This window comes from Nonomuraea muscovyensis (assembly GCF_014207745.1).
In the GTDB taxonomy this organism is placed as follows: domain Bacteria; phylum Actinomycetota; class Actinomycetes; order Streptosporangiales; family Streptosporangiaceae; genus Nonomuraea; species Nonomuraea muscovyensis.
On sequence record NZ_JACHJB010000002.1, the window covers coordinates 2810458 to 2831175 of the forward strand.

A 20718-nucleotide genomic window follows, 5' to 3' on the forward strand; every position below is an offset into this window, starting at 1 on the left:
CTACCATGCATTCCCACCACGGTGCACTCCCGCCATCGTGCGTGCCGGCATCAACGGATGCCGGCACGCCGCAGGTCAGGCGTCGATGTGGTCGCGGTCCACCTCAGCGGCGCTGTTGACGATGAACTCGCGGCGCGGAGCCACGTCGCTGCCCATCAGCAGGCTGAAGATGCTCTCCGCACCCTCGGCGTCCTCGATGCGGACGCGGCGCAGGATGCGGTGACGCGGGTCCATGGTGGTCTCGGCGAGCTGGTCGGCGTCCATCTCACCGAGGCCCTTGTAGCGCTGCACCGGGTCCTTCCAGCGCTTGCCCCGCCGTTCCAGGTCGCGCAGCACCCGCTGCAACTCGGCGTCGGAGTAGCAGTAGATGTACTTGTCCTTGCCCCGGCCCGGATTGGTGAGCTCGATCCGGTGCAGCGGCGGGACGGCGGCGAAGACGCGGCCGGCCTCGACCATGGGCCGCATGTAGCGGTGGAACAGCGTTAACAGCAGGCACCGGATGTGGGCGCCGTCGACATCGGCGTCGGCCATGAGGATGACCTTGCCGTAGCGGGCGGCGTCGATGTCGAACGAGCGGCCGGACCCGGCCCCGACGACCTGGATGATGGCGGCGCACTCGGCGTTCTTGAGCATGTCGCTCATCGACGCCTTCTGGACGTTGAGGATCTTGCCGCGGATCGGCAGCAGCGCCTGGAACTCCGAGTCGCGGGCCAGCTTGGCGGTGCCGAGCGCCGAGTCGCCCTCGACGATGAACAGCTCGCTGCGGTCGACGTCGTCGCTGCGGCAGTCGACGAGCTTGGCCGGCAGCGCGGAGTTTTCGAGGGCGCTCTTGCGGCGCTGGTTGTCGCGGTGCTCGCGGGCGGCGATGCGTGCCTTGGCGGCGGCGACGATCTTCTCCAGCATGGCGCGCAGCGGCTGCTTGAAGCCACGCGGCGGGTTGGCGAACATCTCCTTGAGCTCGCGGCTGACGACGTGGGAGACGATGCGGGTGGCCGCGGAGGTGCCGAGCACCTCCTTGGTCTGGCCCTCGAACTGCGGCTCCGGCACCCGGACGGTCACCACGGCGGTCAGGCCCTCGTGGATGTCCTCCTTGGTGACGGGGTCGTCGCCGTTCTTGAGCAGGCGGGTCTCGCGCAGCTGCTCGTTGATCGTGCGGACCAGGCCGCGTTCGAAGCCCGTGAGGTGGGTGCCGCCCTTGGGGGTGGAGATGACGTTGACGAACGAGCGGACGGTGGACTCGTAGCCCTTGCCCCAGCGCACCGCCACGTCGACGGTCAGCTCGCGCTGCACCTCGGTGGGCGTCATGTGGCCCTGGTCGTCGAGGACCGGCACGGTCTCGTGGAAGTGGCCGACCCCCTGCAGGCGCAGCACGTCGCAGACGGCCTCGTCGCGCGCCAGGAAGTCGGTGAACTCGGAGATGCCGCCGTCGAAGCGGAACTCCTCCGTGACGGGCTCCTCGTCCCTGCTGTCGACGACCACGAGCGTGAGGCCGGGCACCAGGAAGGCCGTCTGGCGCAGCCTGACGTGGATCTCGTCGAGCGACACCTCGGCGTCGGGCAGGAAGATCTGTTTGTCGGCCCAGAAGCGGACCCGGGTGCCCGTGACGTTCTGGGCCAGCCTGCCGCCCTCGCGCAGCCCGGACTTCTTCCGGAACTTGGCCGTCGGCCCGTCACCGTCGAAGAAGCCGGGCACGCCGCGGCGGAAGCTGATCTCGTGGACCCTCCCGTCGCGGTCGACCTCGACGTCGAGGCGCGCCGACAGGGCGTTGACCACGGAGGCGCCGACGCCGTGCAGGCCGCCGGACGCGCCGTAGGAGCCGCCGCCGAACTTGCCGCCCGCGTGGAGCTTGGTGTAGACGAGCTCGACACCGGCCAGGCCGCTCTTGGGCTCGATGTCGACCGGGATGCCACGGCCGTTGTCGCGCACCTCGATGGACCCGTCGGCGTGCAGCTCGACCTCGATGCGGTCGCAGTGACCCGCGAGCGCCTCGTCGACGCCGTTGTCCACGATCTCCCAGAGGCAGTGCATGAGCCCACGGCTGTCGGTGGACCCGATGTACATGCCGGGACGCTTGCGGACCGCCTCAAGGCCCTCCAGCACCGACAGGTGACGAGCCGTGTAACCCGCCTCGACTAGCGTCACTCCAGCTCCTCTGGTCTAGCATCGAACACCAGTGCGTAGCTTACCGTTCTTCCCTCACGCGCGCGTACAAGCTTGCCACGCCGTCACGTTTGCCGTTACCAGGCGGCTGTCCGTCACTACTTTCGGACACATTCCGCTCTCGGCGTAGCGAGGGGGCGGTTGGGAACGTCCAGGTCCGGTTAGATGTTGTTCCAAGTGACTGACGCCAGATCCTCGCTTCGGCGGGGGTGACCCGAAAGGCGATACGTGACTGGAGCTCTCGCCCCCGTTAAGCCGCTGACGGCCCTCGACCGCTGCGACCGTTGCGGCGCCCAGGCCTACATTCGCGCGACCCTGCCCGTGGGTGGGGAGCTGCTGTTCTGCGCCCACCATGGGCGTCAGCACATCGCAGCACTGCGCGAAAAGGGCGCCGACATCCTGGACGAGTCGGCTCGGCTCAGCGAAACCCCTTCCATTGCCCGCAACGACCAGCGCTGACAGCGCGCTGGTCGTGATGAGATAACCACATATCGCACAAGCGTGGAACGGCGGTCCGGCATGCCCGAGGCCGCCGTTCAGCGTTTCCCGGCCCGGTCCTCCCCCCGCCACCGGGTCGTCAGAGGACCCGGTAGTGGTAGCCGCCGCGTACCTCGAAACCCTCGGTCCGGTACAAGGCCTGCGCGGCCAGGTTGGGTGCGGTGGTGACGAGGTACGCCGAGCGGGCACCGCTGTGCCGCACCAGGGCGCGCAGGACGCTGCGGGCGAGCCCGCGGCGGCGGGCATGCGGCAGGGTCGCCATGCAGTAGACGCCCAGCGTGTCCCCCTGCGGCACACCGCGTCCGACGGCCAGCGGCACGCCGTCCTCCTCCACGGCGGCGTACCGGGCCGGCACGCCGGTGCAGATGCGCTCGGCGGCCGCCAGCCCGTCGCCGTAACGACCGTCCACGGCCCACCACGTCTCCAGCCACTCCGGCCAGGGATGGTCCTCGACGCGCACCTGGTGTCCCGGCTCGGGCATCTCACCCGAACCCACCATGACGATGGTGGGGTCGACGAGGGCGTACCCCCTGGCCTCCAGCGCGGCGTCCAGCTCGGGCGCGGTCCGCGACCCCACCGAGAAGACGCAGCGCTGTCCCCGGGAGGCGTAGAAGTCCTCGGCCACGCCGACGGCCGCGTCCAGGTCGGCGGGGACGTCCGGCGCGAGGACCGAGTTGGCCCGTTTGGTGACCCCGCCCGCGTATCGGAGGATCCAGCCGCCGTGCCGCCGCTGCTCGTACGCGGGCCAGGCCTCGTGGACGAGGAGGTCGATGTTCACCCGGAGGAGCCTAGTGGGTGACCACGAACGTTTGCCTGGTCGGGCGGCCGGTCGTCCCGAGGGGTCACCCCCCACTAGAGGCCAGGCGCTCGCGGAAGCAACCGGCCGAAGGCACGGTCTTGGACGGTACTTTCGGCCCATACCGCGGTAAGACACAGCCCCGCAAAGTAGGGGCTCATGTCAGAGAGAAGACGGCGTATCGACGCGCTTGATGTGATTCGCGGATTCGCGCTCTGCGGGATCTTGCTGGCCAATGTCGGGCCGATTTCCAACATCAGTGGCAAGATCGTGGGGCCCGGGACGAGCGACTGGATGGGGTACATCGTCGATCACCGGTTCTTCCCGATCTTCGCCGTCCTGTTCGGCGTGGGGTTCGCGCTGTTGCTGGAGTCGGCCGAGGGCCGTACGGCCAGTCCGCGGCTGCTTCTGCTGCGCAGGCTGCTCGTGCTCCTTGCGATCGGTCTCCTGCACCTGTTCCTGATCTGGCCGGGTGACGTGCTCGCCATCTACGCGGCCTCCGGGCTGGTGATCCTGCTGCCGTCGACCTGGCTGCCGCGGTGAGCGGTCGCGGTCCTCGCCGTCGTGGTCCTCGTGGCGTCCCTGTTCGTGACCGACGGCTACCTGCTCGCCCCCGGCCTGCTGCTGGTGGGCGCCGCCCTGGTCAGGTACGGCGTGATCGACCGGATCGAGCAGTCCGCGAAGGGACCGGCCATCACGGGGGCGCTGCTCGCGGTGGCCGCAGCACCGACGCTGGCGGTACAAGTCGTCGTGCAGATGAACAATCCCGCCGGCCGGGCCGCCGGCGTCGTGACCGCGATCGCCGGCATGCTGATCGGCGGGGTGTACGTCTGCATGCTGCTGCTCATGCTCAGGACGCCGCTGCGGGCGGCACTGCACGCGCTCTTCGCGCCGCTGGGGAAGATGGCGCTGACGAACTACCTCACCGCCTCCATCCTCGTGCTGGCCGTCGCGCACCTGCACGGCCGCCCGCAGGACTGGACCCAGCCCGTACTCCTGGCCCTAGCGGTCGGGATCCTCTCCGCGCAGTGGGTGTTTTCCACGCTGTGGCTGCGCCGTTACCGGTTCGGTCCGCTGGAATGGCTGTGGCGCTGGGCCACGTGGGGCCGCCGCCCGGCCCTCCAGCACGCCTAGTGGGTCACTACGAACGTCACCGGATTTGATCAAGCGGGGTCGGCCCATCCGGCGCCTTGGACGGGCCGGATCGATAGCAGCCCGAACTGGTCGAAGGCGAAGCACCGGTTGGGGAAGCGGCCGGTGACCTCCTCGATCCGGTCCAGCTTGGCGTCGAAGGAGGTCTTCCAGGCGCGGGTGCGTCGGAAGGAGATGCCGTGCCGGTGCGGCAGCCGGCGCAGGTGCCCGCGCCCGATGAACATCCGGCGGTCGCCGTGGCGGGCCAGGTGCTCGGCGAGCTTGCGCACGCTCCCGCCCGGCAAGGGTCCAGCGCGGGCCCGCCGGCCGGGCGCCCCCGTGGAACCCCTGCCGTTCCGGCCGGACGGGCGGCGGTGGCCGGACGCGGCGGCCTGGCCTGGGAGAATGGGGACGTGTTGATTCTGTTGCCGCCGTCCGAGGGCAAGGCCTCCGAAGGCAGCGGCCCTCCCCTGGGTGACCTGTCGTTCCCCGCCCTCGGCCGGGCGCGCAGGCGGGTGCTGACCGCGCTCGCCAAGGCGTCGCGGCGGCGTGACGCCCTGGACGTGCTGGGCCTGACCCCGGGGCTGGCCGGCGAGCTCGCGAAAAACCTGGTGCTCCAGACGGCCGCCACGCTCCCCGCCGCCGAGTTGTACACCGGTGTCCTCTACGACAACCTCGGTCTCGGCACCTTGGAGGGTGCGGCCAGGCTGCGGGCCGAGGAGTCGGTGCTCGTCTTCTCGGGGCTGTGGGGGGTGCTGCGGATCACCGACCGGGTGCCGCCCTACCGGCTGTCCATGGGGGTCAGCCTGCCTCCGCTCGGCGGGCTGGCCGCCTTCTGGCGCCCGCTGGTGACGAAGCAGCTCGACGCGCTTCCCGGGCTGGTGGTGGACCTGCGTTCGGCCACGTACGCGGGGGCCTGGCAGCCGGGTGACCGGTCGGTGGCGGTACGGGTGTTCAAGGACGGCAAGGTGGTCAGCCACATGGCCAAGGCCACCCGAGGTGAGATCGCCAGGGCCCTCCTTGCGTCCGGCGACGACCCGGCGTCCCCGGACGAGCTGGCCAAGATCCTGGACACTCTGGGCTACACCGTGGACCTGACGGCCCCCGCCCGGCCGACCCGCCCGTGGACCCTCGACGTCCGGCTCTGACTGCCCTCTCGGCCGCCCCTGCCGGTGAGGCTCCCGCGCAGGCGCAGGTCCCGGGGGCATGGGCCCCTTCGGACAGGTGAAGCTTTCGGAGGCGGGAGGTCCCAGGGCTGCTGGTCATCGGTTCGGCCGGTCCCGGAGTCGGAGATCCCGGGCCGGGAGGTCCCAGGGCGGCTGGTCACGGTTCGGCCGGTCGCGGAGCCGGAGATCCCGGGCCGGGAGGTCCCAGCGGGTCGTCCGTGACCCGGACACCCACGACCCATCCTGCGGCCCGGACGCGGACGGCTCACCGAGCCAGCGGGCCTGGACACGCGTGAGCCCCGCGCTGCGAGGCAGGGCGGGGCTCAGGCGGGGTGGTGGGTCAGTCGAGGTAGTCGCGCAGCACCTGGGACCGGGACGGGTGGCGCAGCTTGGACATCGTCTTCGACTCGATCTGCCGGATGCGCTCGCGCGTCACCCCGTAGACCTTGCCGATCTCGTCGAGCGTCTTGGGCTGCCCGTCGGTGAGGCCGAACCGCATCGACACGACGCCCGCCTCCCGCTCCGACAACGTGTCGAGAACGGAGTGCAGTTGCTCCTGCAGCAGCGTGAAGCTGACGGCGTCGGCCGGGACGATGGCCTCGGAGTCCTCGATGAGGTCGCCGAACTCGCTGTCACCCTCCTCGCCCAGCGGCGTGTGCAGCGAGATGGGCTCGCGGCCGTACTTCTGGACCTCGACGACCTTCTCGGGCGTCATGTCCAGCTCGCGGGCCAGCTCCTCGGGCGTGGGCTCGCGGCCGAGGTCCTGCAGCATCTGCCGCTGGACCCGGGCCAGCTTGTTGATCACTTCGACCATGTGGACCGGGATGCGGATGGTGCGCGCCTGGTCGGCCATGGCGCGGGTGATCGCCTGCCGGATCCACCACGTGGCGTAGGTGGAGAACTTGTAACCCTTGGTGTAGTCGAACTTCTCGACCGCACGGATCAGGCCCAGGTTGCCCTCCTGGATCAGGTCCAGGAACAGCATGCCGCGGCCGGTGTAGCGCTTGGCCAGCGAGACCACCAGGCGGAGGTTGGCCTCCAGCAGGTGGTTCTTGGCCCGGCGGCCGTCCTCGGCGATCCACTCGAGCTCGGCCCGGACGTCGACCGGGAGGGTCTCCGCCTCGGGGCTGCCCAGCTGCTCCTCGGCGAACAGGCCCGCCTCGATGCGCTTGGCCAGCTCGACCTCCTGCTCGGCGTTGAGCAGGGGGACCTTGCCGATCTGCTTGAGGTAGTCCTTGACCGGGTCGGCGGTGGCGCCGGCGGCGGCGACCTGCGCGACCGGGGCGTCATCGTCGTCGTCGGACAGGATGAGGACCTCGTCCTCGGTCTTCTCGGTGGCGACGGTGGCGACCACGTCGGCCGGCTTGGGCTCGTCGTCGGAGTCGTCGTCGGACTCGGTCTCGGTCTCGCCCTCGGCGACGATCTCGTCGTCGTCGATGGCGATGTCCTCGAGGTCCTCCAGCTCCACGTCGCCGTCGAGCTCGATGTCCTCGTCGTCGTCCACGCCCTCGACGGGCTTCGGCTTGGTCTCGGCAGGCCCAGCGGTCTCAGGCTTGGCCTTCTTGGCGGCCGGCGCCGCCTTCTTGGCCGCCGGGGCGGCCTTCTTGGCGGGAGCCGGCTTCTTGGCAGCAGCCTCGGCCTCGGCGGCGCCCACGACCGCGGTCACGGTCTCGGGCTGCTGCTCCTTGGCGGCCGCTGCGGGCTTGGTCTTGACGGGGGCGGCGGTGCGGCGCTTTGCTGGACCACGAGACTTCTTCGGCGCAGCCGAATCCGCGGCGGTCACCACCACGGTCACGCCCTCTTTACTGAGGTTCCGCAAGAACGCGGCGGCGTGCGACATGGGGATGTCCGCCTCCTCGAAGGCCTGGCGGACGTCCTCGGACTCGAGGAAACCCTGCGAGCGCCCACGCTCGAGCAGTCGCTGAATGACGGGCTCGTTCAGCTCTTGTGGCTTCGAGCGAGTCGAACTTGCAGGCGACACGAACACCTCTCGAACGAACGCGTGGCGACAATGGACCCAGATGCCCGCTGGGGGGCTGATGCCTCTCTCGGAGATCGGTGAGGCCGTGCGGACCGCGACGGACCTGCCCAGCATTGTGGCACGACCTCGCGCTCCATACGGCCACCTCCCGGCGGTTGACCTCCACCCTAGGCCGACCCAGACAGTAGTGCGTACGTAAGCGCGCCACCGATACCCGAAAGCAACCCTTATGACTGTTTCATTCAGTCACTCTTCGTGGCGGGCGGCACGTGGATGGCCAGGGCGGTAACGTCATCGTCTTGTTCATATCCCGACAACATCCGGTCAACCAGGAAGTCCAGCAACATGTGCGGACTTCTCACGACCTCAGGCGGCGCTTCGGTCACAACACTGCAAATCTCCGCGAGTCCCGCGTCCAGCCCGCGCTTGCGGTTCTCCACCAGACCGTCGGAGTAGAGCACGGCGGTGTGGCCGGGCGGGACCACGAACCTGAACTGCCGGCGGCTCGTCGGCCAGCCCAGCGGCGTGCCGGGCTGGGCGTCGCACAGCACGGCCGTGCCCTGCGGCGAGACGAGGACGGGCGGCGGATGGCCGGCGAGCGCGAGGGTGCCCTCACCGGTGACGGGCTCGACGACCATGTAGGCCAGAGTGGTGACCTGCTCCTCCTCCTCGGTCGCGTCGAAGACCCGGTCGAGGCCGGTCAGCACGGCCGCGGGCGGCGGGTTGGTCAGCGCCAGCGCCCGCATGGCGTTGCGGATGCGGCCCATGCCCGCCGCGGCCTTGACGCCCTTGCCCATGACGTCGCCGACGACGGCCGCGACCCGCCCGTCCTGGAGCACGAACGCGTCGTACCAGTCGCCGCCGACCTGCACGTGGCGGCTGCCGGACCGGAACCGCTGGGCAAGCTCCAGGCCCCTGATCACCGGCAGGCGGTCGGGCAGGAGGCTGCGCTGCAGCGTCTCGGCGGTGCGGTGCTCACGCTCGAACAGCGTCGCCCGCTCGACCGCCAGCGCGCACTGCCCGGCCAGCGCCTCGAGGAAGACGCCGTCCTCCTGCGAGATCTTCTGCGGCCGGGTGAACGAGAAGCGCAGCGCGCCCAGCGCGCGGCCCGCGGCCAGCAGCGGCAGGCCCACCCAGGCGCGCTCGTCGCTGTTGGTCAGGTAGTTGGCCAGCACGCGCTCGTCGCCGCCCGCCTCCAGAAGCTGCGACTTCAGGCTCTCGGGCGACTCGGCGAACACCGGCCTGCGGCTGTTGACCGCCATGGTCATCACGCTGGAGTGGGAGAGCGGGATCTCCTCGCCGGTCGTGCCGGACGCCTCGGGGACGCCCTCGCCGTTGACCAGCTTGAGCGCGGCCCGGTCGGTGTCGAGCAGCGCGACCGCGGACCGGTCGGCGGCCAGCGCGGTGCGGCCCACGTCGATGATGACCTGCACCACCTGCTCGACCGTGAGCGCCTCGGCCAGCATCGCGGTGGCGCCCTGCAGACGCGCCGTGCGCAGCGCAGCGGCGCCGAGCTGGTCGGTCAGCCGGCCGCGCATCTCCTCGGCCTCGCGCTGGGGCGTGACGTCGGTGTTGGCGCCGACCCACTCGACCACGCGACCGTGGCGGATGATGGGCACGGCACGCACCTCGAAGTGTCGGTAGCCACTGGCGCGGGTGCGCACCCGGTAGTTCCACTCGAACATGGTCCGGCCGCGCAGCGCCTCCTTCCAGGCCTCCTCGGTCTGCTGGCGCTCCTCGGGGTGCACCACGTCGAGCCAGCCGTGCGCGAGGTACTCCTCGAGGCCCTGGCCGGTGATGGCGCGCCACTGCGGGGCGTCCTCGACCACCGTGCCGGTGGGCGAGGTGATCCAGACGAGCTGCGACTGCGCCTCGACCAGCGAGCGGTAGCGCTCCTCGCTGCGGCGCAGGTCCTCCTCGGTCTGGCGGCTCTCGGTCACGTCCATGCCGATGAGCGCCACGGCCCGTAGTTCGCCCGTGTCGTCGTGGACGGGCGAGAACGACAGCGACCAGTGGCGGGTCTCGCCCTCGGGAGTGCGGACCCGTACCCGGCTCTCCGTGACGGGCGCGTCGCTCTCGACGACGCCCTGCACCGCGTGGGTGACGATCTGGGCGAGGTCGGCCGCGAGGGCCTCGGCCGGGGCGCGCCCGGCGAGCCGCTCGGCCGGCACGCCGACGACGTCGCTGAACACGTCGTTGGCCCGCTGGAGGCGGCCGTCGGGGTCGAGGAAGGCGAAGGCGAACTGCGCCTCGGAAAGCAGGCCCTTGAACAGGGCGGAGTCTGAGATGTCCACATCCGACTCCCGGGGACGGGGAACGGAGGTCTCGGCGCTCATGCTCGGCACCTCCGTCGCGTGCCAGGGTCTCCCACGCGGCACATCTCCATAACTGTGTATCGGCGTAGCGCGGCTCCGGGCGACCGGATCCTGCAGTACATCATCGGCGATGGGCATGCGCGGACGGAAGTCCCGGCAGCCATACCATCAACGCATCCTGTCAAAGTCGCTCCACGTTGCGCAGCAAGATCAGGCTACTTGGCCTTGGCCGCTCGCTTGGCCTCCTGTTTGGCGGCCCGGACGCGACCCAGCGTGTCGGCGTCGATCACATCCGCCACCGACCGGAAGGACCCCTCCTCGCCGTACGGCCCCGCCGCCTCGCGCCATCCTGGCGGCCGGACGCCCAGTTGCTTGCCGAGCAATGCCAAAAATATCTGGGCTTTCTGCTTGCCGTAACCAGGAAGCGACTCAAGCCCGCGGAGAAGGTCTTTGCCGTCGGCGGCCTCGGTCCAGATGCGCTCGGGCCGGCCGCCGTGGTGTTCGACGAGGTAGGCGGCCAGCTGCTGGATCCTGGCGGCCATCGAGGAGGGGTAGCGGTGCACGGCGGGTTTCTCGGCCAGCAACGCGGCGAACTCTTCGGGGTCGTAGGAGGCGACCTCCTCGGCGGTGAGGTCGCCTCCGAGCCGCTGGCAGATCGTGTAGGGCCCGGCGAACGCCTGTTCCATCGGGATCTGCTGGTCGAGCAGCATGCCGACGAGGAGGGCGAACGGACTGCGGCCGAGCAGGTCGTCGGCCTCCGCCCGCTGGGCTAGCTGGATGCGCATGGGAACAGCTTCGCACGAAAGGAGTTGCCGAGAAGCGAACACAGGCGTAGTGGAGGCTTGACACGAGCCCGAGAAGAGATGGAATGGGAGCGCAAGTCGCCTGCGACCATTCCTAGGGGTTTGCCCCTGGGCATCCAGAGGAATCTGACACCTATGCTCGCTCTGGCCACACGCTTCCTCAAGGAGCCGGTCAGTCTCAGGCTGGCCGAGGAGTTCCTGACCGTGCCCGTGGACACGATCGACCGTTGCGTCGCCGACGTGTGCGCCTGCACGCAGCACCTCGGGATCTCGGCGACTCCCGAGATCGTGGAACGCATCGCCCGCGAGCACCTGCTCGCGATCGTCAACTCCACCCCGCCGCCCCGGTCTCCCCGATAACATCGAGGTCACCGGGCCGCGTTCTACGCACCGTTTGCGCCTGGAATGCGAGAGAGTGAGGGCGTGCGCCGACACCGACGAGATCCCAGGGAGAGCACTCCACCGGACGAAGTGTTCAAGGAAATGGTCCAGGCGGCACGCGAGCTGCTCGCCGTGCGCAGCCCCCTTGACGCGGAGTTGATGGTATCCGACATGATCGGCGCCTGGTGGGGCCGAAGGGTCCGGGGCGGCGACGTCGAGCAGGTGCTCGGCGAGGGGCTGGTCGACTACGCGGCCAAGGCCGGCACACCGGCGTCACTGACGCTGCTGATCTGCCTGGCCTACCTCGGCACGGCGCGCCAGGGCGCCAAGGCGGAGGGCGCGGCGCTGGCGATGATGGAGTCGGGCGTGGCGCGGCCGGGCTGGGCCGACCGGGTGGGCGCGGTCAAGCCCACGGGCTGCTACGTCTCCCGTGACGCCTACGGCGACCAGGACACCGTGATCTGCACCTTCGCCTACCGCTTCGGCGAGGGCGAGCAGGCGCGCGCCGGGCAGGAGCCGAATGAGCGGGGGCGCGCCCATCCGGTCGGGCAGGGTCGCGAGCACCACGCGCTGGTCATGGTCGTCGACCACAACATGTCGGGCATGGCGCGCGACGCCTGGGTCTCCTCCCACGTGGACAAGCTGCTCGAACAGGCCCGCGCCGAGGCGGCCGGGAACCCGATGCTGCTGTTCGAGGAGATCGAACCCCAGCAGGCCAGGGCACTGCTGGAGTCGGCGATGAAGGCCACCGGCGAGCCGAAGACCACGCCGCCGGTCAGCGACAGTTACAGCGCCTACCACGCCTTCGCCCGGGCCCGGCTCAAGGCGCTGCCCCCGGGCCGCAAGCGCCCGGCGCCGCTGCACATCGAGGCGCCCTACAGCCGCGAGCGGCGGGCCATGCTCGCCGCGGAGTTCCTCGCCTCCGACGCGGCCGAGCACCTGTCCGACCCGTCGGCCGCCTCACGCTGCGCCGACCACATCATCGACTACGGCTGCGAGCAGGATTTCAGCCGGCCGCTGCGGGTCAGCCCGACCAAGTGCGAGACGTTCCTGCTCGACTGGCTGCCGCGCAAGGTCATGCTGAGCACGGCCGAGCAGGAGGCCATGCCGCACGTGCTGGCGGCGTGGGTGCGCTTCGCCGCCGTCCGCACCGGCCTGCCCGAGCGCGGGCTGAAGGCCACGCTGGACGCGGTGTGGGAGGCGATCGGCAAGTTCCCCGAGGCCTACCGCGATCCGACCTCGTTCGGGCTCGACCGGGCGCTGCTGGGGCGGCTGCTGCCCGACGGCGACCTGTCGGCGCTGGCCAGGCGCGTGTTCGCGTTCCCCTTCCTGCAGGGCGTGCACAACGGCGTCACCCTCGACGACCTCAACCCGGCCGACGAGGCCGACCGGCGCACGCTGCTGGAGATCGACCACGTCGGCCCGATCGACGAGGAGCACCTGGCCTGGCACGAGGAGATCGCGACCCGGCTGTGGGAGGGCGACCCGCCGCAGTTGTGGGAGGCGGCGCAGCGGCTGCTCGACCTGGGCCACGACCGCCACGACGTGCTGCACGTGCTCATCGAGATCGCCGAGCGCATCGGCGACGACCCGGACGAACTGGCCTCCGCCCTCGACGATATCGCCGACATTCCCGACGGGATCTAGGTCCTGTCGCTCATGGCGCACGTCCCGCCGCCCGCGGCGGTCCGCTGAACGCTGTTCGCCATAAGCGCACACCATGCAGCCTGTGGCGGTCCGCTGAACGCGGCCCGCCATAGGCGCACACCATGCGGCCTGTGGCGGTCCGCTGAACGCGGCCCGCCATAGAATCCCGTTCTATGTCGATGTACAGGCGTCTGGCGGCGGGTCGCTACCTGGCGGCCGAGCACACGCAGGGGCCGTGGGATCCGGGTACGCAGCACATGGGTCCCGTCACCGCCCTGATCGTGCACGAACTGGCGCGGACCGCGCCCCGGCCGGGCCTGGAGATGTCGCGGCTGGCGGTGGACGTGTTCGGGCCGGTGCCGGTCGGTGAGCTGGAGGTCCGCACCGATGTCGTCCGCGACGGCAAGCGGGTGCAGTGCCTGGCGGCGAGCGTGTCGGCGGACGGCCGCGAGGTGTGCCGGGCCACCGCGTGGCGCATCCGGGAGGCCGGCACGCCGGCGACGCCCGTGCCCGGCCCGCCCGCGCCCGGCCCGCCGCCGTCGCCGGACGACCGATCGTCGTGGCTGAGCACCGGATTCGGGTACGGCAGGGCGATCGACTGGCGGTTCGTCACCGGCGGGCCGATGCGGACCGGGCCGGCCACGGTGTGGGGCAGGCTGACGGTGCCGCTGGTCGGGGATGAGGAGATCAGCCCTCTGGAGCGGCTGGCGGTGTTCGCCGACAGCGGCAACGGCGTCAGCCACGCCCTCGACTTCGCCACACACCTGTTCGTCAACGTCGACCTGACCATCTCCCTGTTCCGCGCGCCCGCCGGGGAGTGGGTCTGCATGGAGGCCGCCACCGTCATCGGCCCGGCGGGGCGGGGCCTGACCCGGTCCACCCTGTACGACGAGAGCGGCGAGGTCGGCACGGCGACGCAGACGCTGTTCGTCGCGCCGCGGTAGCCGGGCACGCGATGATGGGTGCATGGTGATGGACCTCAACGCCGACCTGGGCGAAGGCTTCGGCATCTGGCGGCTCGGCGACGACCTCGCGCTGCTCGACCTCGTCACGAGCGCGAACGTGGCCTGCGGGTTCCACGCCGGCGACCCGGTGACCATCAGGCGCACCTGCGCGGCGGCCGTCGACCGCGGCGTGTCGATCGGGGCGCAGGTCTCCTACCGCGACCTGGCCCACTTCGGGCGGCGGGAGATGGACGTGGAGCCCGAGGAGCTGTGCGCCGAGGTGCTCTACCAGCTCGCCGCGGTCGACGGCATCGCCCGGGCGATGGGCGGGCGGGTGTCGTACGTCAAACCGCACGGCGCGCTGTACAACCGGGTCTGCCGCGACGAGGAGCAGGCGGCGGCGCTGATCGACGCCGTGGCCGACTACGACCCCTCGCTGCCGGTGCTGACGCTGCCGGTGTCGGTGGTCCACGCGATCGGGGCGGCCGAGGGGGTGCCCACGGTGACCGAGGCGTTCGCCGACCGGGCCTACACGTCCGCGGGCACGCTGGTGCCGCGTCGCGAGCCGGACGCGGTGATCCACGACGAGGGGACGGTCGTGGAACGCGCCGTGCGGATGGCCGTGGACGGGATGGTCACGTCGGTCGAGGGCACGGCGGTGACGGTGGGGGCGCGGTCGATCTGCGTGCACGGCGACACGCCGGGCGCGGTGCGCCTGGCGCGGGCCGTGCGCGACGGGCTGCTGGAGGCCGGGGTGGTCCTCCAGGCGTTCACGTGACCGGCGGGGCGGACGGCAGCGGGCCGAATGCCGGAGTGCGCGTGGTGACCGGCGCGCGGGTGGGGCGCGTGCGGGCGGGGGCGGGGACGTGATCCGCAGGGTCGGGGAGCACGGGCTGCTCGTGGAGACCGGGGCGCTGGAGATCTCGCACCGACTGGACGCCCTGCTGCGCGACCGGGCGCCCGAAGGGGTGGTCGAGGTCGTGCCGGGGCCGGAGACGGTGCTCGTGGTGGCGCCCGGCGCGAACCAGGACCGGCTGCGCACCGCGCTCGGCTCGCTGCTCGCCGGCGCCCGCGACGCCGCCGCCGAGCCCGGAGGCGGCCCCGAGGGGGCGGCCGTGGTGACGGTCCCGGTGGTCTACGACGGGGCGGACCTCGACGCGGTGGCGGAGCTCGCCGGGCTGACGGCCGAGGAGGTGGTCGCCCGGCACACCGGGCGTGAACTGGTGGTGGGATGGCTGGGGTTCGCTCCGGGGTTCGCCTATCTCATCGGGCTGGACCCGGACCTGCACGTGCCCCGGCTCGACACGCCGCGCACCTCGGTGCCCGCCGGGTCGGTGGCGGTCGCGGGGCCGTACTCGGCGGTCTACCCCAGCGCGTCGCCCGGCGGCTGGCGGCTGCTGGGGCACACGTCGCTGCGGGTGTGGGACACGGGGGCCGTGCCGCCGTCGTTGTTCCGGCCGGGCACGCGGGTGCGGTTCGAGCGCGCATGATCGAGGTGCTCGTTCCGGGACCGTACGCGACCGTGCAGGACCTGGGCCGCCGGGGTCTCGCCCACCTGGGCGTGCCCGGCTCGGGCGCGGCGGACGCGGAGAGCCTGCGGCTGGCCAACCGGCTCGTCGGCAATCCCGAGGGGGCGGCAGGGATCGAGGTGACCTTCGGCGGGGCCCGGCTGGCGTTCCGGTCGGGCGCCTGGGTGGCCGTGACGGGGGCGCCCTGCCCGCTGGCCGCCGTGCCGCGGGCGGGGACGGGGGTGCCGTTCTGGGTTCCGGCCGGTGGGGAGCTGCGGCTCGGGACGCCCGCATGGGGGTTGCGCAGCTATCTGGCGGTGCGTGGCGGGGTCGCGGTCGAGCCCGTGCTGGGCAGCCGGTCCACCGACTCGCTGTCCGGGCTGGGGCCGGAGCCGCTGCGGGCGGGAACGCTGCTGCCCGTGGGCGACACCGGGGAGCTGCCGCCGATCCACGTCGACCAGGCTCCCCCTCCCGGTCGCCGGGCGGGAGTGCTGCGGGTGCTGCCGGGGCCGCGTGACGACTGGTTCGCGCCTGGCGCGCTGGAGGTGCTGTGCGGGCGGCCGTACATGGTGAGCCAGGACAGCAACCGCGTGGGGGTGCGGCTGCACGGGCCGGAGCTGGTGCGGGCGCGGGAGGGCGAGCTGCCGAGCGAGGGCATGGTCACCGGTGCGGTGCAGGTGCCGCCGAGCGGGCAGCCGATCGTCTTTCTCGCCGACCACCCGCCCACGGGCGGCTATCCGGTGATCGCGGTGGTGCTGACGGCCGACCTGCCGGTGGCCGCGCAGCTCCGCCCCGGGGACCCGGTCCGCTTCACGACCCGCCCGCACCCGTGACGGCCGCCGGGACCGGACCTGTGCGCCCGTCCCGGCTCCCCGTTCCCGGCCGCGCCCGCGCCCGCGCCAACCGGCGGACATCTCATCGAGTGGCGCGGCGCGTGATGTGGACATGGGTGGCGGTCTGGGAGACGGTCGTGTCCGCGACCTCGTAGCGGCCGAGGTCGAGGTCGCCGAGCAGGCGCTCGCCCGCGCCGGCCAGGATCGGGGCGATGACGAGGTACAGGTCGTCGACGAGCCCCTCGCGCAGGAACTGCCGGATGGTGGCGGCCCCGCCGGCCACCAGCACGTCCTTGCCGCCCGCGGCGTCGAACGCCCGCTCCAGCACCGCGCCGGGCGTGTCGTCGACGAAGTGGAAGGTGGTGCCCCCCTCCATGGCGAGCGTGGGCCGCACGTGGTGGGTCATGACGAAGACGTCGTTGTGGTAGGGCGGGTTGGGCCCCCACCAGCCCCTCCACGAGTGGTCCGCCCAGGGCCCGCGCTGGGGGCCGAACATGTTGCGCCCCATGATCGTGGCGCCGATCCCGTCCTCGGCCCGGCGGACGCGCTCGTCGTCGGGGCCCTCCTCGCCGCCGTCCAGGCCGTGCGTCGCCCGGAACGTGCGGGTGGCGACCATCCAGTCGTGCAGGCCCTCGACGCCGTCGCCGAACGGCGCGTCCATGCGCTGGCGGGGCCCGGCGGCGTAGCCGTCGAGCGAGAGGGTGAAGTTGTGCACGCGCAGCTTCGGCATCGTCGATCCTTCTTCGTTTGCTGGGGTGCCGCCGGGCGGCCTACACCGGTGAGTCGGAGCGGGCGGCGGCTTCTCGACATGCCGTCGGAACTTTTCTCAGCGGCGGGTCACAGCTCGACCTGCCCCGTGACGCAGGTGACGGAGGAGCCGCCGACCCACACGCCGCCGTCGTCGTCGGTGGAGACGTGCACGCGCCCGGCCCGCCCGAGCACGGTGCCCTGGGCGGCCACGTAGGGGGCGGCGGCGCGGCCGGTGCGCAGCAGCCACTGGGCGACCGAGGCGTTGAGGCTGCCGGTGACGGGGTCCTCGACCGTGCCGACCTCGGACGGGTAGAAGGCGCGCAACTCGAACGCGTGGGGCGAGCCCTGCGGGTGGGGGCCCACCACGCCGAGGTCGAGATCGACGCGCCCGGGCTTCAGCGCGAGCACCGCCTCGGCGTCGCGGAGCAGCACCGCCACCCAGCCGGGTCCGTTGTCGGCCCACTCCAGGTCGACGATCTCGTCGCGGGCGATGCCGAGGAGGCCGGCGATGTGCCCGGCCAGCGGCTCGTCCACCGGCCCCGACCGCAGCAGCGGCGGAGCGGCGAACGCGAGGGCACGGTCGCGGTCGGAGCCGGTGGAACGCACCCGCACAAGCCCGGCTCCGCACTGCTGCACGATCTCGCCGGGGGCCTTGGGGACGCCACCGGCCTCCAGCCAGGCGTGGCAGGTGCCGAGCGTGGGATGCCCGGCGAACGGCAGCTCGCCGGAGCCGGTGAAGATCCGCACCTGGTAGTCGGCCGCCGGATCGGACGGCGGCAGCACGAACGTGGTCTCCGACAGGTTGGTCCAGTGGGCGAAGCGCTGCATCTGCTCCGTGGTCAGCCCCCGGCCGTCGAGGACGACGGCGAGCGGGTTGCCGTGGTAGGGGACGGCGGTGAAGACATCGACCTGAGCGAAAGGACGGGACATGGGGCAAGCCTGCCCTATGTCCGCGCGGCGCCGGCGCTCAGGAGGGCCTCGACCCGGGCGACGGCCGCGTCGAGCGCGGGCTGCGGCACCTGCTCGAACAGCTCCACGACGGCCCGGCCGTCCTTCGGCTCCCAGACGCCCGTGACCCGGCCGTCGTGCAGGACGACCGGCGAGATCCAGCCCGCCTGGCGGCTGACCCGCGCCTTGACCCCGGCCGGGACGAGCGGCTCCAGGCTGCGCGGCGCGCCCAGGATGTAGGGGTCGAAGCCGGGCAGCAGGTGGACCTCTCCGGCCGGCCGGGTGGCGGCGAGCTCGTCGAGGTGCTCGGTCAGGGCGAGGAGGGTGTGGCCGTCGGGAGTCCGCACCTCGGTCAGCTCGGGCGCGAGGTCGCGGAACCACGCCTTGAGCACGGCCTTGCGCGCCACTCCGCCGAACAGCCACGCGTCGAACATCTCGGGCGTCGCCGGCCCGTGGGCACCCAGGAAGGCGCGCGCGACCGCGACCCCGGCCTTCTCCTGGGGCGGCAGCTCGGCGGGCCAGCCGGGCAGCCAGCGGCGCGGCGCGGTGAACGTCACCTTGCCCGCACGCGGTGGCCCGTAGCACAGCTCGCCCAGCCGGCTGAGGGGCTTGAGCAGCACGCCCCAGCCGGAGGTGAGCCCCTCGCGCAGGTGGGCGTCGCCGGTGACCTCGACGACGGCGTCGACCAGCTCCTCGCGGGTCAGCGGCCGCTCGCCCAGCACGTGCGGCACGGCCTCGATGACGGCGCCGATCTCGGCCGCGGTGACACCGTGGCCGCGCTGCCAGGAGCCCTTCTCCCAGAAGCGCAGCGTGGACAGGGCCGAGCAGTGGGCGGGCAGCTCGTCAGAGGGCACAAGGTGCAGGGTGCCGCGCATGACCCACGTCTTGGCGAGCGTGCGGTCGGCCCACAGCGCCGTGTCGATCTCGTCGGTCGCCGGCCGGGCGCTCCTGAGGGCGACGGCGAGCCGGGCCGAGGAGGGCACCTGGGTCTGCACGCCGCCCAGCCGTCGGGCGATCGCCACCGCGCCGGGGCCGCCGGGGCCCCTCACGAACTGGCGGGCCAGCCGCCACGTCAGGATCTGCGGCCAGGTCAGGTCAAGGGTCACCGTCCACTTCTATCCGACCCGGCCGACATTTCGGGCGCCGGGGTTCAGGCGGTGAAGCCGATGTCCTCGTAGCGCAGGTTGTAGAAGCCCCGGGCGCCGACGTTGGCCAGCGTCGCGCGGACGGCGACGTTCTGCGGCCGCTGGTAGAGGGGCAGCACGTTCACCTCCTGCCAGATCAGCCGGTCGGCCTCGTTGACGGCCTCCCGCGCCCGCGCCGGGTCGAGGCTCTGGGCGGCCTTGTTCATCGCGTCGTCGATGGCCTTCGACCCGGTGCGGCCGAAGTTGGCGTTCCACGTCTTGCCGTCGGGGCTGTCGGCGTAGATGCCGTAGCTGCTCGACACCGGGAACGGGGTGCCGATGTAGGAGAAGGCTGTGATGTCGAAGTTGCCGGGGATGACGTACTTGGTGAAGAAGTCGGCGCTCGGCACCGCCTGGATGGTGACCTTGACCCCGATCTGCCCGAGCATGGTCTGCGCCAGCTCGGCCTCCGACTTGCTGACCTGCACGCCCGACGGCACCACGAACCTCAGATCCAGCGGCTTGCCGTCCTTCTGGCGGACGGCGCCGGCGAGCTTCCAGCCGGCCTCCTCCAGGAGCTTCCCGGCCCGTGCGGGATCGTGGGCGCCGAGGTCGCCGGCGTTGTCCTGGTAGCCGTCCTGGGTGTTCATGAAGAAGTGGTTGTTCAGCGGCGTGGTGGGCCAGTCGAGGCCCTGCAGGTCGGACTGGGCGATCGCCTGCCGGTTGACGCCGAGCTGGAGCGCCCTGCGGACCCGTACGTCGCGCAGCAGGTCGCTGGAGCCGTTGAAGGTGAAGTGGCGGAAGTCGGGCCCGGCCGCCTGGCGCACCTGGCTGTTCGGGGTGGAGCGGGCGCGGGCGTAGTCGGGCGCGGAGGGGCCGATGTCGGCGATGTCCAGCTCGCCGTTGCCGAACGCGCCGATCAGCGAGTCCTGCTCGGAGGCGCGGTAGACGATCTGGTCGAGCTTGGCCCGTTCGCCCCACCACCGCTCGTCGCGGACCAGCGTGATCGTCTTGGCCGTCTGGTCGAACGCCTTGAAGGCGAACGGCCCGGCCGTCACCGGGATGCGGTTGAGCCAGGCGGTGTTGAACGCCTCGGGCGTCCGGTTGGCCGAGGCGGGCAGCAGCGGCCCGAACAGCGACTGCCAGTCGCCGAACGGCCGGGCGAAGGTCACCACCACCTCGTGGTCGTCCCTGCCCCGGGCCACCTTCTCGATGTCCTGGTAGCCGGTGGACGAGACGATGTGGAAGGCGGGGTCCTCGCCCTTGAGCGCCCGCCACTGGGCCTCGTAGTCGACCCAGGTGATCGGCTTGCCGTCCGACCACTTCGCCTCGGGGTTGAGCCGGTAGGTGATCACCTGCTTCGGCTCGCGGCGGGTGACCTCGGCGCTGACCAGGTAGTCGGGGTTGGGCGTGATCTCCGCCGTCTCGTCGGACAGGAACGGCGACGGCAGCAACGCGTTGGTGATCATGGCGGCGACGGCGAGGTTGCCGTCGACGTGGTTGCGGTTCCACTGGGCGGGGAACTCGTTGACCCCCCAGCGCAGCGTGCCGCCGTCCTTGACCCGGTCGCGCGGCTGCGGGTTGACGTCGAACGCCTTGACGGCCAGGCCGCCGTCGTCACCGGGGGCGCCGCCCGGACCGCCCTGACCGCCGCAGCCCGCCAGCGGGCCGGCCACGGCCATCGCCATGATCATGGCGGTGGCGAGTCGTGTTGCTCTCATGAGAAGCGACCT

The 20718-nt window shown here is 71.8% G+C and carries 20 protein-coding genes; 10 read left to right on the plus strand and 10 right to left on the minus strand.

Annotated elements, in window-relative coordinates; genetic code table 11:
- Positions 1–75: 75 nt before the first annotated feature.
- On the minus strand, positions 76–2142 hold the full coding sequence (locus FHU36_RS29705; protein WP_185087062.1) for a DNA gyrase/topoisomerase IV subunit B: 2067 nt from the start codon (positions 2140–2142) through the stop codon (positions 76–78).
- Positions 2143–2388: 246 nt separating this feature from the next.
- On the opposite strand from FHU36_RS29705, the gene FHU36_RS29710 reads away from it, so the two are divergent.
- The gene (locus FHU36_RS29710) at positions 2389–2619 is read left to right on the plus strand and encodes a DUF7455 domain-containing protein (protein ID WP_185087063.1); all 231 of its coding nucleotides are present in this window, start codon (positions 2389–2391) and stop codon (positions 2617–2619) included.
- A 118-nt stretch (positions 2620–2737) separates the two neighbouring features.
- Here FHU36_RS29710 and FHU36_RS46580 read toward each other — a convergent pair whose 3' ends face one another.
- Entirely contained in the window at positions 2738–3436 is a 699-nt protein-coding gene (locus tag FHU36_RS46580) for a GNAT family N-acetyltransferase (RefSeq protein WP_185087064.1), read from the minus strand.
- Between the two features lie 312 nt (positions 3437–3748).
- On the opposite strand from FHU36_RS46580, the gene FHU36_RS45000 reads away from it, so the two are divergent.
- Together FHU36_RS45000 and FHU36_RS45005 are read left to right on the plus strand one after the other, a co-directional pair.
- Positions 3749–3997, plus strand: a complete 249-nt coding sequence (locus tag FHU36_RS45000; protein WP_246502602.1) for a hypothetical protein — start codon at positions 3749–3751, stop codon at positions 3995–3997.
- Positions 3998–4018: 21 nt separating this feature from the next.
- Positions 4019–4588 carry a DUF418 domain-containing protein gene (locus tag FHU36_RS45005; protein ID WP_312891914.1) on the plus strand — a complete coding sequence of 190 codons (570 nt, stop codon included), beginning with the start codon at positions 4019–4021 and terminating at the stop codon, positions 4586–4588.
- Between the two features lie 29 nt (positions 4589–4617).
- Here FHU36_RS45005 and FHU36_RS29725 read toward each other — a convergent pair whose 3' ends face one another.
- Positions 4618–4875 carry a hypothetical protein gene (locus tag FHU36_RS29725; RefSeq protein ID WP_185087065.1) on the minus strand — a complete coding sequence of 86 codons (258 nt, stop codon included), beginning with the start codon at positions 4873–4875 and terminating at the stop codon, positions 4618–4620.
- Positions 4876–4998: 123 nt separating this feature from the next.
- Here FHU36_RS29725 and FHU36_RS29730 point away from each other — a divergent pair, with 123 nt between their 5' ends.
- Complete coding sequence (locus FHU36_RS29730; protein ID WP_185087066.1) at positions 4999–5733, plus strand: YaaA family protein; 735 nt, start codon at positions 4999–5001, stop codon at positions 5731–5733.
- A gap of 358 nt (positions 5734–6091) precedes the next feature.
- On the opposite strand, the gene FHU36_RS29735 is transcribed toward FHU36_RS29730, so the two are convergent.
- The 3 genes from FHU36_RS29735 to FHU36_RS29745 all read right to left on the minus strand — a co-directional run bounded on the left by FHU36_RS29735 (position 6092) and on the right by FHU36_RS29745 (position 10832).
- Positions 6092–7732 carry an RNA polymerase sigma factor gene (locus FHU36_RS29735; protein WP_185087067.1) on the minus strand — a complete coding sequence of 547 codons (1641 nt, stop codon included), beginning with the start codon at positions 7730–7732 and terminating at the stop codon, positions 6092–6094.
- A 242-nt stretch (positions 7733–7974) separates the two neighbouring features.
- Complete coding sequence (locus FHU36_RS29740; RefSeq protein ID WP_185087068.1) at positions 7975–10068, minus strand: SpoIIE family protein phosphatase; 2094 nt, start codon at positions 10066–10068, stop codon at positions 7975–7977.
- 194 nt (positions 10069–10262) lie between these two features.
- The gene (locus FHU36_RS29745) at positions 10263–10832 is read right to left on the minus strand and encodes an HhH-GPD-type base excision DNA repair protein (RefSeq protein ID WP_185087069.1); all 570 of its coding nucleotides are present in this window, start codon (positions 10830–10832) and stop codon (positions 10263–10265) included.
- Positions 10833–10985: 153 nt separating this feature from the next.
- On the opposite strand from FHU36_RS29745, the gene FHU36_RS29750 reads away from it, so the two are divergent.
- From FHU36_RS29750 to FHU36_RS29775, 6 genes are all read left to right on the plus strand, one after another.
- On the plus strand, positions 10986–11210 hold the full coding sequence (locus FHU36_RS29750) for a hypothetical protein (protein WP_185087070.1): 225 nt from the start codon (positions 10986–10988) through the stop codon (positions 11208–11210).
- A gap of 123 nt (positions 11211–11333) precedes the next feature.
- Positions 11334–12878 carry a hypothetical protein gene (locus tag FHU36_RS29755; protein ID WP_185087732.1) on the plus strand — a complete coding sequence of 515 codons (1545 nt, stop codon included), beginning with the start codon at positions 11334–11336 and terminating at the stop codon, positions 12876–12878.
- A 173-nt stretch (positions 12879–13051) separates the two neighbouring features.
- Positions 13052–13822, plus strand: a complete 771-nt coding sequence (locus tag FHU36_RS29760; protein ID WP_185087071.1) for a thioesterase family protein — start codon at positions 13052–13054, stop codon at positions 13820–13822.
- Positions 13823–13844: 22 nt separating this feature from the next.
- On the plus strand, positions 13845–14600 hold the full coding sequence (locus FHU36_RS29765) for a LamB/YcsF family protein (RefSeq protein WP_185087072.1): 756 nt from the start codon (positions 13845–13847) through the stop codon (positions 14598–14600).
- Positions 14601–14688: 88 nt separating this feature from the next.
- A complete protein-coding gene (locus tag FHU36_RS29770; RefSeq protein WP_185087073.1) occupies positions 14689–15312 on the plus strand; it encodes a 5-oxoprolinase subunit B family protein in 624 nt (207 codons plus the stop codon).
- The gene (locus FHU36_RS29775; protein WP_185087074.1) at positions 15309–16163 is read left to right on the plus strand and encodes a 5-oxoprolinase subunit C family protein; all 855 of its coding nucleotides are present in this window, start codon (positions 15309–15311) and stop codon (positions 16161–16163) included. Before FHU36_RS29770 ends, FHU36_RS29775 begins: the two co-directional genes overlap by 4 nt.
- A gap of 82 nt (positions 16164–16245) precedes the next feature.
- On the opposite strand, the gene FHU36_RS29780 is transcribed toward FHU36_RS29775, so the two are convergent.
- From FHU36_RS29780 to FHU36_RS29795, 4 genes are all read right to left on the minus strand, one after another.
- Complete coding sequence (locus FHU36_RS29780) at positions 16246–16893, minus strand: dihydrofolate reductase family protein (RefSeq protein ID WP_185087075.1); 648 nt, start codon at positions 16891–16893, stop codon at positions 16246–16248.
- A 107-nt stretch (positions 16894–17000) separates the two neighbouring features.
- A complete protein-coding gene (locus FHU36_RS29785) occupies positions 17001–17843 on the minus strand; it encodes a PhzF family protein (protein WP_185087076.1) in 843 nt (280 codons plus the stop codon).
- A 14-nt stretch (positions 17844–17857) separates the two neighbouring features.
- A complete protein-coding gene (locus FHU36_RS29790) occupies positions 17858–18967 on the minus strand; it encodes a winged helix DNA-binding domain-containing protein (protein WP_312891915.1) in 1110 nt (369 codons plus the stop codon).
- Between the two features lie 44 nt (positions 18968–19011).
- Positions 19012–20706, minus strand: a complete 1695-nt coding sequence (locus tag FHU36_RS29795) for an ABC transporter family substrate-binding protein (protein WP_246502603.1) — start codon at positions 20704–20706, stop codon at positions 19012–19014.
- Between the last annotated feature and the right edge of the window lie 12 nt (positions 20707–20718).